The organism is Sporomusa aerivorans, from assembly GCF_041428895.1.
Taxonomy (GTDB): Bacteria; Bacillota; Negativicutes; order Sporomusales; family Sporomusaceae; genus Sporomusa; species Sporomusa aerivorans.
In genome coordinates this window covers 2,471,345-2,487,041 of record NZ_CP156926.1, presented here as the reverse complement: position 1 = coordinate 2,487,041, position 15,697 = coordinate 2,471,345, and the positions used below count along the sequence as shown (strand labels likewise).

The following is a 15,697-nucleotide window of genomic DNA, read 5'->3' as shown; positions in this document are numbered from 1 at the left end:
ATTAGATATTCCCTTAAAACCATATTGTAATCGGCCTGCATTGCCAACCACTGAATGGTCAAATCTTTATAAAACAGACTTAACTTCCGGTGGGGTTTAGTGCAGAATCTAAAAATTGCGTAGTCTATTACTCTATATCTTATTCGTAAATCTTAACTTAAAGATATTTGATTTAAAGATCCTTCTTCTATAGAAAAACTGATTTTTTTAAGCAAGGTAATCGCTTGTTCTTTTTCCTCAGAAGTAAGACCTGAAAGCGCCTGTGCAATTGCCTGATAATGTCCCGGCAAAATCTCAAACATTTTTTGCTTGCCGGTTTCTGTAATCTCGGCATAAATAATCCGGCGGTCTTTTTCACAAGGTTTGCGGACAATCATCCCTTTTTTTTCCAGCTTGTCAATTACATATGTAATAGTACCGCTGGTTATCAAGATATGACTGCCTATCTGCTGCAACGGATGGGTCCCCTTGTTAAACAGGAACTCCAGTACCCCGAACTCAGTCGGATTAAGTCCATAGCTATCTATGTTGCGTAAATCCATAGCTAATATTTTTTTATAAGTACGGGTTAAAGCGATATACAGCCGAGTTGCTTGTCTGTTCTCTATGTCAGTAGCTTCCTCCATCATTGCACCATCCGCAAATAATATCTTTAATTAAAGATATTATATTATCTAATTTTTATTTTTGTCAACAGGTTATTATCATAAATACAGGGACAGAGGATACCGTTTTAGTTTTTCTGTAAAAAAACACGCTAAAAACACGGGGACAGGGACACTGTTTGGGTTTTGAGAAGTAAACTACTACAGAATCAGTATAACTAGCAACGGACAATAAACAGTTATATTACTGCAAAACAATAAATAGACCAATCCGAACCAACGAAGCAATCTAGTATAAAAATCAGCATAAATGGAAATTACTGTAATAAAACAAGGAATGATCCCCATATGTTATTAAATAAATTAAAGCATGAATCCCGCTATTATCTCAACGAGATAATTAATACTATTAGCCGGGAAAAGCTCCTTTCCTACGAGTGTATCTTGGCAATCCTATTTACTCTAACGCTTTATGGCAGTAGCCATAAACCGCTTGATGTGCAGGCGCTCAAAGACATAACAAATTTCATCTCTTCAATAACAGTGAACTTTTTAGCGGTCTACTATGCTGCCTTAGCAATATCTGTGGTATTTACGGCACAAATAGTTAAGGAGAAACTTATTACAAGGTTAACAAAATCCAGAATTTTAAAGACAACTGCTGCCTTATTAATATCACCGTTTCTTAGTATTTATACCTTCATAGAACTAGCAGTCCAAACGCCAGTTCTATACGAATACAGACTCATCCTGATTGCATTTATTACTATTTATGGAATAATATCTGTAGGAGGCTTGATTTTGGAAATAGCAAACCAAGCCTGCGACGAAATTAACAATAAAAGAAGCATGAAGTCCCAGAACTAATCTGGGCTTTTCATGCCTCCTTACATTAAAGCTAAGAAAAAAAGATATTGACGAAACAAAAAAGCAGGCCCAAATAGCCTGCTTAACTTTTTATTTTACTATAAGCACCCTGCCGCTTGGTTGAGATCACGTAATAGATCCTGGTAGTCTTCGAGTCCGGCATGGAAGCGCAAAACATGACCAGCCGGCATAGATGTGACTTCGCGCTTGGCATGCACTGGCAATACAAGCGACAAATGCCCTCCCCAGCTTTCGGCAACCCAGAACAGGTTTAGTGCATCGACCAAAGCCTCGACGCGCTCCACCGCTAAGTCCGGACGGAAAACAACGCTAAAAAGGCCATTTCCTTTGCCAAAATAACGCTTAAAACGTTCGTGATAAGGAGAGGTTTCCAAAGTCGGCGACAGAACGTCGGTGACGAAAGGCTGCTTCAAGAACCAGTCGATCAGTCGCTCTGCGGTGCCGGCGTGTTGATTGAGGCGTTCTTCGGTCGAATCAATTCTGCGATAAAGTCGCGAGCAAGTCGTTGGTGCTACCGCGCCGTTGCCGGTTGCGCGCAATTCGTCAGCGATGATCTGTATGTCTTGCGGGTGCTTGGCGATAACAATACCCGAAGGTGTATCACCATAGCCACCTTCGTATTTCGTCGTCGCTTGCACAACAACATCAATACCATGTTCAAGCGGTTTAAAACGGACGTGGCTTGCCCAGGTGTTGTCCATAACAGTACGCAGCTTCGCATTTTGCGCTATAGCTATAATGCCAGCGATGTCGGGGATTTCGAAAGTACCGCTGCCCGGAGCCTCAATATAGACAAGCAAATCTTCGCGCTCTGAATATTTGATACGCGCTTTTAATAAGGCCGAGCGAAATTCATCTGCCGAAGCACCTGATGGATAGCGGATTTGATTTATGCGTCGCCGGTTCAAAAATCGGATAATTGGTCCATATATATTATCAGGGATAAGAACTGCTTTCGGTGAAAATGCGTCTAACGTTGTTGCAACCGCAGATAATCCCGATGGACAGATGACGGCTCCATGACCTTTATGAAGCGCCGCAATTTTTTTACACACTGCGTCGGCTTCAGGTGTCTGAGGAATGCCATATTCCGCCCCGCCATAAGGTGCTCTGCCGCATTTGTCCGCTGTACGATAGGTCTCAAGATTAGGAAATAAAACTGAACTTTGCCCCCAAGAACCAGTTTGTGAAAAAGGGGCTGCATCGCCGAGGCCAGATGGGTTTGGATGTCCACAAACCATATAGGGATCGGAAACAGGCTCGTGTAAAAGTCGTGTTTTAGGCGAACAGAGCGCGAGGAACGCGCGTCTTGCCTCGGATCTGATTGATGATTGCGTTACTTTGCCATCCATAGGAATTTCTCCTCCAAATTTATCGTATAAATTCATAGTTCTTTAATGAGCAAGCAAGTCCTTTTGTACAAAAAGCCAAGTTTCATACCTCGTTTTTGGGGTATGAATTATGTTAGGTAGATTTCAACCAAATAATCCAAATACCCTTTTTAAGAATCCAAAAGAATCTAATTTCCTCTGTTTGATTCTTTTGAGGATTTCACAGGGGAAAGTTTTATTTGACTTGACTGTTTTATACTAATCGGCCCGCCCCTGCTAAGGATGCATGTTTCAGCGTGTCAACGTGTAGAAAAAGCCGCTATTATGCCAAAGCAAAATAGCGGCTTTACATTTTGTCGCCCGAACTTCCAATAGCGAGTCGCCAGGAAGAACCAGCGGCCTTTATTGATACCCTCGACCTTACTTAACGGAATGATTCTGGACGATCTTGTGGCGGTGCAGGCGGTTTAAGCGCTTCATCTACTGCTTTTGCCTGTTCAGCCGTTAGCTTACCTGCCTTCTGAATAGCAGACAGCATTTCTTGGTGATGCTTTCTCATGTCCTTATCCTGTGGTTTTTCGCATGGTGGTTTTTTATCTTTCATCTCAACATCGCGCTCTTTCAAAAAAGCCACTACGCCTTCTTTTTGCTCCTGAGAAATTATTCCATCCTCTACCAGTTTAGTTAACTTTTCATTGGCCATAACTGATAAAGGTTTAGGATCTCCCATTTTTTCCGGCGGATTGCCCATAGCAAAGGCTGCTCCACCAATAGCCAAGACAAAATAACACACTAGCAAGGCACAAACCAGTTTTTTACTCCATTTCATATTATCCCTCCTCTAAAAATATTAGGATTATTTTTCCTTTATTCTATTAGATGACTGTTACAACAACGTTACAGAAATGTTTAAAAAATATATACAAACATAAAAAGAATGTTTTTTATAAAGCTAGTCTCAAATGTAGAATACAGATCCCGGAATGCCTCAAGGTATTATACTGCCCCGGTATACCCTCACACATATTAAAAATCCCGGACAAACTGACGCTAGTCGTGATTGTGTTGGAAATTAAAGGGTTTACTCATATGAAAAAGAAAATATATTAAGACAGTTGATTAGGCAGAAATTAAGATCTGTCTCAGCTTTTAGAATTTTAAAAGCGCTCGGATAAATGGGAGAGAATAATGAAAAAAATACAAGGGCTGGATTATTACTTACAGAGTTTTTCTTGCAGAGATCAGATTGCTGATAAATGCGTATCTTTACTTCAAGCAGATGTTTCTGGCGGCCGCATCACTAAAAATGATATTGATCGTTTAAAGGATTGCAAGGCAACTGAAATATGGATTAGTGGATTAACTCAGAATACATTTGAGTATTTTATTGAAACCTATGGACAGCAATTCAAAATTATACACTTTTGGAAGTGTCCTTTAATAGCTGATTTCAAAAAACTTGAGACACTTATAAGTATTGAGTATTTAATATTTTTTTGGAATCAGCGCGTCACTCACCTTTGGGATTTATCAAAAAATCCCAAATTAAGAGGTCTTAGTTTTGACGACTTTACAAGGATGCATACATTGGAAGAAATCCCCTTAGCGCCTAGTTTAGAAGAGTTGTATTTTGGAGATAAAATATGGAATAAATATATTTTAGATTCTTTAACACCGCTTTCACGCGCGGAAAAGCTAAAGACACTTAATTTTTCAGCTAAAAAAATTAATGATAATGATATTACTCCGCTTGCGAGAATAATGAATTTAGAAAGATTAGAGTTTACTAGTAATTTGTTTTCAACTGAGCAAATTGCATGGTTGACAGCAAATACTAATATCACTTCATCTGTTCTTGCTCCTTACAAAAAATTGAAATATCCGCTTAAAACCGCGGGAAAGATAAAGGATATTCTAGTTATTGGTAAACGAAAACCATTTTTGGATTCACAAGAAGATAAGGCACGCCTTGACAAATATGAAAGGGAATTTATTGACCTAGTAAACAAGTATCGGGGAAACGAATGGCCGTAATTGTCATGTAAAGTTTAGCATAAAACAAGACTTCCAATTTCTTGGAAGTCTTGTTTTGTCTTGTTTTCTCTGTAAATGAACTACTTTTGACCGAATACACAGCCTTATACAGCTTTTATTTTTCGTGGTTTATTGTAAAATTCTTACTATCAGAAGGAATATTATGGGAGAATATAGTATTTATATATAGAAAATATTTACATTATGCTATCCATTGGCTGCCACTTATATCGGTATCTCAAATACTGGGGAATTTCACTACGCATCATGCCGCTGAGTATCAAAAATGTACGACAGTCACAAAGTTTATTTTGATAGTCGTGATGAAGCAATGAATGCAGGTTATGTGACCACATAGCTTCAATACCAATGCAGTGGGCTTAGATTGGCCAAAATAATAATCGAAGTGTGTGTGGTAACTGAAGTAGCCATAATTGCGAGGTACGTTACCTGGCGACCCAAACGCATAAGGAGGTCATTTCGTGAAAGCATCAGTAAATAAGCAATTTTTCTTGGACCAGGCCCTGCCGATCATTGAGTTTGTTCGCTTATCTTTAGCCGCCTATGGTGGTATGCTTTCGGTTGCCAGCTTCGGCAACACGGTCAATTTCCGAGTGCCGGCTTATGTTCAAGACCCTGGACAAGCTTTTCTAACATGTGATGAGTGGCGTTCTCTGGTTAAGAAGATACAGGAGTCACCAGATAGTATGGTTGATATTGAATTATGATGCAGAAGGGGCTGAATCGACTAATGAATGCGAAACGGATTTTCCTTGTTTTGCTTGTCTCCCTATTAGTCATGACAACCATACTGGTGGGTTGCGGTATGGGCACCAAAGAAAGTACAACTGCAGTAAAATATCCAACTAAGCCAATAACGATAATTGCTCCTGCTGCTGCTGGCGGTACTACGGATACGATAGCAAGGTTATTGGAAAAGGCCGCACCACAATATTTGGGTCAGCCATTTATCGTTGTCAATAAACCAGGCGGAGCAGCCACTATTGGTATGAACGAGCTGGCTAGCGCAAGTCCAGATGGTTATACTATCGGAATTGTTCCCGTGAGTGTAATGCTGCAACCACTGTATGGGCCAACCAGATATCATTATCCTTCCGCCTTGGATCCGTTGGCCAAGGTTGCAACTGCCCCAGCGACTATTGCCACGCTGGCAAATCAGCCCTGGAAAAACATCAATGACCTAGTAGTATATGCTAAACAGCATCCAGGTGAAGTCAAGTTTGGGCATGCTGGTTTAGGAAGTTCCTCACATATTGCAGGCGAGATGTTTGCCCGCGAAACAGGTATTAATATTGTACAAGTTCCCTTTAAAGGGGATGCTGAATCCCTGACCGCTTTACTGGGCGGACACATACAATTAATTATCACGGGTACTCCAGCACCCTTAAAAGAATATAGCAAGAACGGTACAATCAGATTCTTAGGAGTAGTTGAAGAAAAGCGCTTAACCATTCCCGGCTTAGAAAATATACCTACACTAAAAGAACAAGGCATCAATATTGCCTTGAGTTTCTGGAATGGAATAGGTGCCCCCAAAGGTCTCCCTGCAGCAGAAAAAAAACGACTTGCAGACGAACTAGAAAAAATGATCAATAATCCATCGTTCAAAAAAGATATGGCGGATATTGGAATGTCCGTCGAGTATCTAGGTCCTGATAAATTCAGCGACCAGTGGATCGCAGACAATGCCAAGCTTTCGAAAATTGTAAAGGAAACTGGTATTGCTGAGTTGATCGCCAATCAAAAACAGTGACACAAACTAAGCCCCCGGCGCATGCCAGGGGCTTTAACTTTACTTAGTTGGTTTTATCGACTTTGACAATATTTGCAAATGACGCTAAAAAGACCAGATAAGTCCGTACTGATGGGCTTGCCCGGTCTTTTTTCAGCACCAAACACTAAAGCGGAAACTAATAACGGGTTCTCTTATCCCTACTATTTTCATATGCTGACAAGAGGATTGCAATTATGAAAAATATAAGCATCTCCATCTTTTGTTCCTCCTTCACACGCTGTTCCACATACGCTTGGTTTGATTAAAGTATAGCCCTCTCGTATTTATTTGTGAAATTGGCGTTAGTTATTGTATCAATAGAATATTCTTATATGCGTATTTGGTTTGCAATGCAGGAAAACAGAGCACTTGCAAGAAGATATTATGCAGTAATCGCAGTCAAGATAGGGAGAATACTAATATCGACCTTTTTAGCTCAAGAGGTGAAAATGGATATTCAGTTTTTCCAAACCTTTTTAATCGTTGCAAAACTAGGAAATATGACTCAGGCGGCAGAAATGCTGAACTTTACGCAGCCGACAATTACTGGACAGATTCGCACTTTAGAGCAGCATTTTGGCGTTAAGCTATTTGATCGTGTTGGCAAAAAGTTATACATTACGGATGCTGGGAAAAAACTAATTAATTACTCGGAAAGATTATTGTCGGTTTATAATGAAGCGCAGGAAGAGCTAAGCATCCATCCGGAGAGTAAATTTAGGCATTGCAACAACAATGGTTAATTATGTTTTTTTGCCATCTCTCCAAAAACTACAAAAACAAGTTCAAAACTGCTCTATTACTGTAGAAATGTGTTCCAACACTTCTGCTGTTGTAAAGGGTATAATTGAAAATCGTTTTGACTTGGGATTTATCCAAAATAGTGTATCAGCAGATTTCCTAAATGGATTCGAATTATTTAAAGAGCAATTGGTTTGGGTCGTGCATCAGAAGGTAGCGGAAAGAAATAATTACAGCGCTAACATCTTGGATTATCCGCTATTAGCATATAAAGTTGGCGGATTATTTCGTGAGTTATACGAAAAAGCACTTGGACGTAAAGTCTTTGAGACCACAATTGAGTACACCGATTCGGAAGTAATGAAAAATGCCATCTTGCAGGGCCTGGGGTGTGGTGCATTGCCATCAGTTATGATTAATCAGCTTCTGAAAGATGGCGTGCTAATTGAATTTGAAAATATACCACGGGCGGATTTCAGTATCTGGATAGTCTTTCACAAAGATAAAGTTTTATCGCGACCAGCAATGGCTTTATTAAAAATTTTACAAGAAGACGTAACAACCAATAAGAGCGCGCATTAATCTAAACCACCGGGGTAAGCCATGTGTATCTCTCACATAAATATAAAAAGGATGATGACTTTTGCCGTTTTCTTTTGAAGAAATATATTCGTATGTTGGTATTGTTGCCCTGCTCGTGATGTTTCCCGGACCAAACACAATTCTAGTCATGCAATCGGTGGGTATTAGTGGTCGGCGAGCTGGTTTACTCAATGTGTCTGGCATTGTGACGGCAGTATATTTGAATGCACTAATATCCGGTTTAGGGTTGTCTCTAATTATCACGCAGTCAATTGAGGTATATAATCTGATGAAAATGCTTGGTGCCGGATATATTGCTTATTTAGGATTAACCAGTTTAGTTGATGGCTATAAACTACATAGACAACAAGAAGTTATATGCACGGAAGACAACATTGGGCAGAATCAGGATATTACACCTACGAAACTAAGCGGAGTCGAGTTCTATTCAAAAGGCGTGCTGACAGGTATTTTGAACCCCAAATCAGCGCTGTTTTTTCTGGCATTTTTCCCGCAGTTTATGCACCAGGACGGAAACATTGTAACTCAATCGCTGATACTTACTCTGCTGTATTCTCTTGTATCGGCAACCTGGTATAGTTTACTTGTCATATTCATTGGAAAACTACGCCATCTTTTGGTACGCCGCGAAACGCAAAAATGGCTAAAATCAGTTACAGGTGCAATATTAATTGGACTAGGTATAAGAATAGCTATACAAAGATAGCTAAACAGGCAAAGCATGGGTAGTCTTACTACCGCTTTTAGGACACAAAGAAAACACATAAAGGACTATGGTGGCAGTTATCCCTTTTTGGGCAGTAATGAGTCTAAGTCATTATGATTCACGAGATTTGATTTTTAGGGATTATCAATAAGTAATATTATCCAGGTTGAGTTTGATCCCTAGACGACACCTGAGATAAAAAGAGAGGTCAGCGGATTTGTGTCCGTTGACCTTTTGTTTATTTGTTAGCCTAATTCCATTAAGCCCTTTCTTATAATAAGTAGTACTCCTACGTTTCCAAGATGCTCGATTTTGAATGTCTGCTTAAATTTCTGCAAGTCCAACTGCTTAACTGCCTCATTAGAGAAATAGTTCATATCACCTAAATGATCTTCCTCTACAACGAGGTCCTCTGGTGATTCAACTATCCCATCTACTTCTGTGGCGCCGAAGCCATAATAAGGCATAAGGCTTGATACAATATCAGTAAAGCTATTACAAAGACTCACTATAATTTCGTTTTTCTGATTTACATCATAGGAATCTAGTGCATCATACCTATCTACTGAAAACTTTACTTCTTTCCATTCATTATGGTTTTCGATGATTGATAGCCTTGCTTCTACAGTTTTCCCGAACCAGTCCGCTCCCAAAGTTATAGAAGGAGAAAAATGACTTGCTAGATCATTAATAATGGTCTCATATTCCTTATTCTCTTTAGCATAGAAAGTTTTGGAATCGCCGAACATCCAAATCGGGCCGTAAACCCAGTAAGTATATTCACCTTCCCCTAAGTGGTTATATTTCCACCCTATCAGGCTAAGTGAATCTAACACAGCAGCTAAAATATCTTTATTGTTCCGATCAGAAAGATAAAACAAATTCTATTTTAGCACCCATACATCCACCCATACATTTCTTTACATTAGCATGCTATATGCGCCCCTGCAAACACTCCAAACAAAGTCCTATCAATCCATTTGATCTTTTCTATAGCTTTTGTATAGCAGCTGCCGCCAACCTTTCAATTTACCTGCCATTCGCCGCGTTTTCTCAGCCTCTATACTGTGTAAATGAGCAATCGGCGGGAAATTAATCCCGCCGACCATGTATAGCTTTTTAATATTATAAGAACCTCTCTGCAGCCCTTAAAATGACTCTCATCAATAAATCATTACCATCGTCCTTAAAGTCAATCCATGAGCCTTCTGCTTTGGGATCAAGCAATAATTTACCGAAGTACCTTCCTGCCATATTGTAGAGTTTGGTTTCCGAAAAGCAAACTTTTTCTCTACGTCTATCTATAAGGAGTATCGTTGAAATATATTTTTCCTCATGTAAATATTCCCTAGCTACTGCTTTAATAAGTCCATCGGATTCCACTTGGATTGAATCAACATCAACCCATGAGGAGCTATCTACTTGAGTCCAGCTTTCGGCATGACATAGGGAAATACTTAGGGTAAGCAGGATGAGGGTCATAAGGAGTACTCTGTGGTTAAGCATTAGTAATCACCTCTCGTTAATACTTCCACTGTGTTTACATTTCCGGATCCGTAATATCAATTTGCGACTGAAAAACGGAATAAACTAACTCATGCCATTGTATGGCCGATCACCTCTACCAAATTTTTCTATGAATAAAACACAATTCCTGCAATATATCACAAGCTACTTGTACAATTGCTAAAATGAACAATCGACGGGATTATCCCGCCGATCTTGAATCTCTTCCCTGTTTCATCCAGCGGCGTTTCCTGCTCCAATTTAACCGTTTATTTCTTGAACGGAATTATTATTCCTTCCTGTTGGTAACGCGCATAAATTCTCTTGATGAATTCATGGCGAATGAGGTGTTGGTCCGTTACGGTCTTTACCCGCAGGATAACATTGAAATTAATACTGGACTCGGCGAAACTGCTGTACCGGATAAACGGTTCAAAACTTTTGACGCCTCCTTCGGTTTCCTGGAGAATTTCTTTTGCAACCTCGGTAGTAACTTTTTCCACATGATCCAAATCACTTTCATAATTGACTCCTATGGGGATGGAGATAGAACATTCAGCAAACGGCTGGGCATAATTGGTGAGTATAGATGAAGCAATTGTTTTGTTAGGTACAACCGCCATGTTCTCAGTGGGAGTTTTTATTGTGGTATTGCGCCAGTTCATGTCCACTACATGACCTTCTTCGCCGGTCGACAGTTTAACAAAGTCACCCATCTTGATTTGTTTGGACACCAGAATGTTGATGCCGGAAAATAAATTCGCCAAAGTGTCCTGCAGCGCCAAAGCTGTAGCCAAGCCGCCAACACCCAAAGCGGTGATCAACGGCGAGATCGAAACTCCGAAAGATTCAAGCAAAATTAATATGCCGATGGCGTAAACGGTCAGGTCGATTGCTGTGGCTATGATCGAAGTGGAAGCGAAGTTTTTGGATGTTTTTCCGAGCTTATGCTTAAGAAAGCCAGAACCCAGATGCGCGACCATGAGGGTCAGGGACAGAATGACAATAGAGTGGAATAACTTTTGGAGAAATAGTAGCGGACCCGGCGGAATTGTCAGGATTTCCATAACCGCGTAGAGGCCAATGAGAATGCCCAACAACGTAGGTATTCCCCTAAATGTTTGCTGCAGCAGGGGATAAGAGATCTTGGTTTTTCTTGCGACTATTTTGAGCAGTTTATCAAATACCTGCTGAATTATGATGATGCCTATCGCTAAACAAATGAAGAAAACTACCAAATGCGTTTTGAAGCCGCCGTTTACGATTCTTCTTCCTATTTCAGCAAGTATTTCAAGCATTGTGTCCTCCCAATATAGAAATTTATTTTACATAATCAGTATTGTTTCGTTAACTATTTCTTTTTTCCCTGCCATTGTACGTTTTTATCATCCTGGAAAATTCCACAACAACACAAAACCTGCGCGATTCTCGGGTTCTTCATATCCACTACATACATTCGAAAGTTTTACAATAATTTCCCAGAATTGTTACAGGTCTTTTTCAAGGACGGTCATGCCACCTCCACCCACCACATGCTTTTACAAACAATCGTACACTTGCCAGGCAAGGTCATCATGGAAGGAATTTACTATCATGAGATAACCGGATTATGCTCAATATATTGCGCATTTTATAAAAATCATGGTACAATATGCTTAAAGGAGTGATTGCATGACGATTAAATGTCATCTTAGCCGAATATTAGGCGAAAAGAGAATAAATATATCTGAACTATCAAAAATGGCAGGCATAGCTAGAAATACAGCAACAGCACTGTATCATGAGGATGCTAAAGGTGTTACATGGGACGTATTAGAGAAATTATGTGCCGCCCTCAACTGTCAGCCTGGAGACTTACTGGAATATATACCCGCCCGAGATACTAACGATTAAGTCATAGAAGTATTGGTAACGGACCACACCCGTAAACAGCGAACATTACGCGGGAGGGGTAATTTTGAGATTTGAGTATTTGGTTGACAACAAAGAATTGATACCAATAGTCGCAAATTGGTTATATACAGAGTTCGTAGAAAATATCAGGCATGGAATATCATTGCATGATGTAATTCAAAAGTTAGAGAGTGGTAAAAAGGATGTACTACCTATAACTATCATTGCAACAGAAGGAACTAACTGCATCGGTACTGTATCACTTTTTGAGAATGATTTAAAAAGTCTTTCCCTGAAGCCTTGGCTTGCAGCTCTTGTCGTTGATAAACAATATAGAGGCGCAGGTATTGGCAAACGCTTAATTACTGAAATATCGAATATAAGCCGAACGATAGGATTTGAAACGCTGTATCTGAGAACAGAACACGCCTCGGATTATTATAAAAAACTAGGTTGGGCTTTAATTGATAAAAGAACCGATGAATTCGGAATCGAAACAGAGGTTTTCTCGAAAGAGTTAAATAGCATCAACATAAATACTCCCGATTTCCCATAAGTTGCGATCGCAACTTGGAGAACCACTTTAGCAGTAAATTCTATATGCGGGGGTGATACCGTGGAACGAGTTGAACCTATTCAGCCTATAAAAAGAGTGTTACCGGTTCGGAAAGCGCTACCCGATTACTTTGACCTGGAGCTGCAGTATCAGCTGAGGCAGAAAAGACAGCTGAGATCCAAAAAATCTATAAAAAAAGACTCCAAGCCGGATCCCGATAAGCAACGTGCTATCGTGGACGGCGTTGGAGATCATGTTGATTTTAAGGTTTAGGCCTGGCAGTCGTCGAAGTTTCTTCTTTTCAACGATCCCTCTTTACTTACAACAATGTGTCTATTATTTGATAAAGTACATATATTAAACAATTTAGAGTACGAACAAAATAAAATAGGTTTTTTAGGCCCCAGAAACACTCATAAGTTAATACCCCGGCCATTTGCGCCGGTTATTTTTTTACCAATAAGGAACACTTCCTGGCCAGCTTCTAAGCAGGAAGTTAAACTGAAGTTTTCTGAAGTAGTTCTGAGCCTTAATACCAGCTCCATAAATTCCTTGCGTTCTTGAGCTTTCCTAAGCAGTTGACACAATCAATTAAATTCGCAGCTTTATGCGAAAATCTGGACCGAATCTAAATATATCTACCTAGCTATACCCATAACTACCAATTTGGGGAAGGTTATATTGATTGTTCGAGGAATAGTGTAGTAGCAGTATTTAAATCTCTCTTCTATGCGAATAAGACGAAGGTTGAGTATTCTATGAATTTGAAACTTGTGCTGATTAAGACATCATTAATTTCCTCATTGGGAATCGTTATTTTGCTAATATGCTTGTTGGGCTTTACCTATGGAACAGTATTCCTTCTAGGTACATGGCTCTCTTTGTTTCTAGTATATTTTCTCTACTTTTATGCAGCAAAATTTTATATCAGTTTAAGTAAAGGCTTTATACTCTTGCGTAAAATATCTATTAGCGGATTGATTCTATTTTATCTTTCTTTTATTGGTATTGAAGCTTTTGTTATACGCGAATGGCAAGCTACTACTAACAGTCATGTAGACTATGCTGTAATTCTGGGTGCCGGGTTAGATGGCGATAAAATTTCTAATACCGTTAAAACCCGATTAGACACAGGCTATGACTATCTTGTCAAAAACGGAACGGTAAAAGTAATAGTTTCCGGAGGCCAGGGAGAAGGAGAGTTAGTTTCAGAAGCTGAAGCCATGGGAAAATATCTGATCCAAAAGGGCCTTGATAGTCAAAAAATTATTTATGAAGATAAGTCCACTTCTACAAGGCAGAATATATTATTCAGCAAGAATATCGCATATTTAAATTCTAAGGGTGAGCCAACATTACTAATTATCACCAGCGATTACCATATGTTAAGAGCAAAGCTCCTTTGTCGCCAACTTAATTTAAACTACTATGGTTTGGCAAGTACGAGCCCCATTATGGTTAGGATTAATTATTCGATACGCGAATATTTTGCCACTATTAAAGATTTGGTAACAACTCCAACTGGAGGGAAATAACTATGACAATCGAAAGATCATTTTGCCCATGCTGTGGTTACCCCACATTATCTAAAAGAATCGACCCCCAAATGTCTGAGTGGGATATTTGCGTCTTGTGTAACTGGGAGGATGATGGTCAGGATGATTCTTTTGCTGATGTAGTTCGGGGCGGACCAAACGGAATATATTCGCTAACCCAGGCCAGGGAGAACTTCAAAAAGTATTTAGTAATGTACTACCCTGATAATGACACGAGAATTATGCCTGGCAATTGGCCCGGAGAGTTAGAAGCTAAACAATTATTAGTTAAATGCTTTGAAGAACTAAGAGCAACGGATGATGAACCCACAAAACAATCCCTTTGGCAAGAAGTCCTTAAGCTCGAAGATAAACTAGACAACATTACCAGCGAAAAAATCAGAGAATACGAAGCACGTATTAAAGATAAGGCTACCGCGCCAAAATTATGCCGCTTATACGAATAAATCGTTTTGACCGACTCTTTCCCAACTAATCGGAAAAATAACTCAATAAAATCCGCGGAACAGGAAACCGCCGCAATAATGTCCGACTTTCTGGCTGATAGTAAAGCTAAAGGAAAAGAGAGATTGGAAAAACAAAAAAAGCAGGCCAAATAGCCTGCTTAACTTTTTGTATCTTTGGAGTTCTTTTGTACTCTTTTTTGAAAATAAACGGCAATTTTACCATAACAAAAGACTTCCAATTCCTCGGAAGCCTTGATTTCCCTGGCACGCCTGGTAGGAATCGAACCTACGGCCAACCGCTTAGAAGTGTGAAAAAGTGGGCTTTAAAACCTTGCAAATCCAGTAAGTATGGGGTTTATCTTTATCAAAAAATCGTAAAATTATTAAAAAACAGGTCAGAAATATGGTTAATTGCACACCAATTGCACACCAAATTTTATTATAATTACGCGACTCGAACCTTACGTTTTCTCTGTAAATGAACTACCTTTGATGGTATACACAGCCTTGTTACATCTTTTATTTCTTGTGGCAACCAAAAGATTTCTTTAATCTCCCTAATATCTCTTAAATCAAGGTTCCCGTACGGTAGACTTGCGCTTAAATGCTCTATTCTTATCCCATCTACATACTCTGTGGTAACAATTATTAATACATTCCCTATGACAAAAACACCATTCTCATGATCTGGTGTGTGACAGCTATACCTTAAACATTCTTTTTCTTCAACATGGCGAATAACTCCAGCAGCTATTATTTCATCAAATGACCGCATGATACAACTCCTCCAAATTCTATTTGCCATGAACCACCGATATGCACCGTGGGCAGCCAAGCTGTCGCTCAATAAACCCTTGCTTCTCTAATCGCTTTAAATACATATGTACCGTTGAGCTGCTACGAAGCCCCACTGCTTCCCCAATTTCGCGGATTGTTGGCGAGTACGCGTGCGATTGGTTTAAAAAATTAAGTATTGCTTTTTCTTTGGACATATTCACCCTCCACAAGAACATATGTTCCCAAATCTTTTTTGTATA

20 protein-coding genes are annotated in these 15,697 nt (G+C 39.6%); 12 read left to right on the top strand and 8 right to left on the bottom strand.

Going from position 1 to position 15,697, the window contains the following annotated elements; all coding sequences use genetic code 11:
- Positions 1-152: 152 nt before the first annotated feature.
- Positions 153-629, bottom strand: coding sequence for a MarR family winged helix-turn-helix transcriptional regulator (locus tag SATMO3_RS11620; protein ID WP_371380950.1), 477 nt, complete (start codon positions 627-629; stop codon positions 153-155).
- A gap of 324 nt (positions 630-953) precedes the next feature.
- Here SATMO3_RS11620 and SATMO3_RS11615 point away from each other — a divergent pair, with 324 nt between their 5' ends.
- Positions 954-1,472, top strand: coding sequence for a hypothetical protein (locus SATMO3_RS11615; RefSeq protein ID WP_371380949.1), 519 nt, complete (start codon positions 954-956; stop codon positions 1,470-1,472).
- Between the two features lie 98 nt (positions 1,473-1,570).
- Here the strand turns inward: SATMO3_RS11615 and SATMO3_RS11610 are convergent, their stop codons facing one another.
- Both SATMO3_RS11610 and SATMO3_RS11605 read right to left on the bottom strand, forming a co-directional pair.
- Positions 1,571-2,845 (bottom strand): PLP-dependent aspartate aminotransferase family protein, encoded by a 1,275-nt coding sequence (locus tag SATMO3_RS11610; RefSeq protein ID WP_371380948.1) that lies wholly within the window; start codon positions 2,843-2,845, stop codon positions 1,571-1,573.
- A gap of 403 nt (positions 2,846-3,248) precedes the next feature.
- Positions 3,249-3,653: a hypothetical protein gene (locus SATMO3_RS11605; RefSeq protein WP_371380947.1), complete on the bottom strand. Its 405-nt coding sequence runs from the start codon at positions 3,651-3,653 to the stop codon at positions 3,249-3,251.
- 359 nt (positions 3,654-4,012) lie between these two features.
- Between SATMO3_RS11605 and SATMO3_RS11600 the strand changes: the two genes are divergently transcribed.
- From SATMO3_RS11600 to SATMO3_RS11575, 6 genes are all read left to right on the top strand, one after another.
- Positions 4,013-4,858 carry a hypothetical protein gene (locus tag SATMO3_RS11600; RefSeq protein ID WP_371380946.1) on the top strand — a complete coding sequence of 282 codons (846 nt, stop codon included), beginning with the start codon at positions 4,013-4,015 and terminating at the stop codon, positions 4,856-4,858.
- A gap of 482 nt (positions 4,859-5,340) precedes the next feature.
- On the top strand, positions 5,341-5,586 hold the full coding sequence (locus SATMO3_RS11595) for a hypothetical protein (RefSeq protein ID WP_371380945.1): 246 nt from the start codon (positions 5,341-5,343) through the stop codon (positions 5,584-5,586).
- A 23-nt stretch (positions 5,587-5,609) separates the two neighbouring features.
- The gene (locus SATMO3_RS11590) at positions 5,610-6,632 is read left to right on the top strand and encodes a tripartite tricarboxylate transporter substrate binding protein (protein ID WP_371380944.1); all 1,023 of its coding nucleotides are present in this window, start codon (positions 5,610-5,612) and stop codon (positions 6,630-6,632) included.
- Between the two features lie 353 nt (positions 6,633-6,985).
- Positions 6,986-7,396: a LysR family transcriptional regulator gene (locus tag SATMO3_RS11585; RefSeq protein WP_371380943.1), complete on the top strand. Its 411-nt coding sequence runs from the start codon at positions 6,986-6,988 to the stop codon at positions 7,394-7,396.
- Positions 7,389-7,976, top strand: coding sequence for a substrate-binding domain-containing protein (locus tag SATMO3_RS11580; protein WP_371380942.1), 588 nt, complete (start codon positions 7,389-7,391; stop codon positions 7,974-7,976). The genes SATMO3_RS11585 and SATMO3_RS11580 overlap by 8 nt, the downstream gene beginning before the upstream one ends.
- A gap of 61 nt (positions 7,977-8,037) precedes the next feature.
- Positions 8,038-8,703, top strand: coding sequence for a LysE family translocator (locus SATMO3_RS11575; protein WP_371380941.1), 666 nt, complete (start codon positions 8,038-8,040; stop codon positions 8,701-8,703).
- A gap of 245 nt (positions 8,704-8,948) precedes the next feature.
- On the opposite strand, the gene SATMO3_RS11570 is transcribed toward SATMO3_RS11575, so the two are convergent.
- The 3 genes from SATMO3_RS11570 to SATMO3_RS11560 form a co-directional block, all read right to left on the bottom strand.
- Entirely contained in the window at positions 8,949-9,584 is a 636-nt protein-coding gene (locus SATMO3_RS11570) for a hypothetical protein (protein WP_371380940.1), read from the bottom strand.
- Between the two features lie 244 nt (positions 9,585-9,828).
- A complete protein-coding gene (locus SATMO3_RS11565; protein ID WP_371380939.1) occupies positions 9,829-10,209 on the bottom strand; it encodes a hypothetical protein in 381 nt (126 codons plus the stop codon).
- Between the two features lie 269 nt (positions 10,210-10,478).
- Positions 10,479-11,507, bottom strand: a complete 1,029-nt coding sequence (locus SATMO3_RS11560; protein WP_371380938.1) for a mechanosensitive ion channel family protein — start codon at positions 11,505-11,507, stop codon at positions 10,479-10,481.
- A 373-nt stretch (positions 11,508-11,880) separates the two neighbouring features.
- On the opposite strand from SATMO3_RS11560, the gene SATMO3_RS11555 reads away from it, so the two are divergent.
- From SATMO3_RS11555 to SATMO3_RS11535, 5 genes are all read left to right on the top strand, one after another.
- A complete protein-coding gene (locus tag SATMO3_RS11555) occupies positions 11,881-12,102 on the top strand; it encodes a helix-turn-helix domain-containing protein (RefSeq protein WP_371380937.1) in 222 nt (73 codons plus the stop codon).
- A gap of 64 nt (positions 12,103-12,166) precedes the next feature.
- Positions 12,167-12,658 (top strand): GNAT family N-acetyltransferase, encoded by a 492-nt coding sequence (locus SATMO3_RS11550; protein WP_371380936.1) that lies wholly within the window; start codon positions 12,167-12,169, stop codon positions 12,656-12,658.
- A gap of 60 nt (positions 12,659-12,718) precedes the next feature.
- Positions 12,719-12,931 (top strand): hypothetical protein, encoded by a 213-nt coding sequence (locus SATMO3_RS11545; RefSeq protein WP_371380935.1) that lies wholly within the window; start codon positions 12,719-12,721, stop codon positions 12,929-12,931.
- A gap of 485 nt (positions 12,932-13,416) precedes the next feature.
- Positions 13,417-14,193, top strand: coding sequence for a YdcF family protein (locus SATMO3_RS11540; protein ID WP_371380934.1), 777 nt, complete (start codon positions 13,417-13,419; stop codon positions 14,191-14,193).
- 2 nt (positions 14,194-14,195) lie between these two features.
- Positions 14,196-14,660 carry a CPCC family cysteine-rich protein gene (locus tag SATMO3_RS11535; protein ID WP_371380933.1) on the top strand — a complete coding sequence of 155 codons (465 nt, stop codon included), beginning with the start codon at positions 14,196-14,198 and terminating at the stop codon, positions 14,658-14,660.
- Positions 14,661-15,105: 445 nt separating this feature from the next.
- On the opposite strand, the gene SATMO3_RS11530 is transcribed toward SATMO3_RS11535, so the two are convergent.
- The gene (locus SATMO3_RS11530; RefSeq protein ID WP_371380932.1) at positions 15,106-15,435 is read right to left on the bottom strand and encodes a hypothetical protein; all 330 of its coding nucleotides are present in this window, start codon (positions 15,433-15,435) and stop codon (positions 15,106-15,108) included.
- Positions 15,436-15,454: 19 nt separating this feature from the next.
- The gene (locus SATMO3_RS11525) at positions 15,455-15,652 is read right to left on the bottom strand and encodes a LexA family protein (RefSeq protein WP_371380931.1); all 198 of its coding nucleotides are present in this window, start codon (positions 15,650-15,652) and stop codon (positions 15,455-15,457) included.
- Positions 15,653-15,697: the final 45 nt, after the last annotated feature.

Coding starts and splice junctions, on each gene's coding strand:
- SATMO3_RS11620 (WP_371380950.1), bottom strand. CDS start 629: ATGATGGAGGAAGCTACTGACATAGAGAACAGACAAGCAACTCGGCTG.
- SATMO3_RS11615 (WP_371380949.1), top strand. CDS start 954: ATGTTATTAAATAAATTAAAGCATGAATCCCGCTATTATCTCAACGAG.
- SATMO3_RS11610 (WP_371380948.1), bottom strand. CDS start 2,845: ATGGATGGCAAAGTAACGCAATCATCAATCAGATCCGAGGCAAGACGC.
- SATMO3_RS11605 (WP_371380947.1), bottom strand. CDS start 3,653: ATGAAATGGAGTAAAAAACTGGTTTGTGCCTTGCTAGTGTGTTATTTT.
- SATMO3_RS11600 (WP_371380946.1), top strand. CDS start 4,013: ATGAAAAAAATACAAGGGCTGGATTATTACTTACAGAGTTTTTCTTGC.
- SATMO3_RS11590 (WP_371380944.1), top strand. CDS start 5,610: ATGAATGCGAAACGGATTTTCCTTGTTTTGCTTGTCTCCCTATTAGTC.
- SATMO3_RS11585 (WP_371380943.1), top strand. CDS start 6,986: ATGCGTATTTGGTTTGCAATGCAGGAAAACAGAGCACTTGCAAGAAGA.
- SATMO3_RS11580 (WP_371380942.1), top strand. CDS start 7,389: ATGGTTAATTATGTTTTTTTGCCATCTCTCCAAAAACTACAAAAACAA.
- SATMO3_RS11565 (WP_371380939.1), bottom strand. CDS start 10,209: ATGCTTAACCACAGAGTACTCCTTATGACCCTCATCCTGCTTACCCTA.
- SATMO3_RS11560 (WP_371380938.1), bottom strand. CDS start 11,507: ATGCTTGAAATACTTGCTGAAATAGGAAGAAGAATCGTAAACGGCGGC.
- SATMO3_RS11555 (WP_371380937.1), top strand. CDS start 11,881: ATGACGATTAAATGTCATCTTAGCCGAATATTAGGCGAAAAGAGAATA.
- SATMO3_RS11540 (WP_371380934.1), top strand. CDS start 13,417: ATGAATTTGAAACTTGTGCTGATTAAGACATCATTAATTTCCTCATTG.
- SATMO3_RS11535 (WP_371380933.1), top strand. CDS start 14,196: ATGACAATCGAAAGATCATTTTGCCCATGCTGTGGTTACCCCACATTA.
- SATMO3_RS11530 (WP_371380932.1), bottom strand. CDS start 15,435: ATGCGGTCATTTGATGAAATAATAGCTGCTGGAGTTATTCGCCATGTT.
- SATMO3_RS11525 (WP_371380931.1), bottom strand. CDS start 15,652: ATGTCCAAAGAAAAAGCAATACTTAATTTTTTAAACCAATCGCACGCG.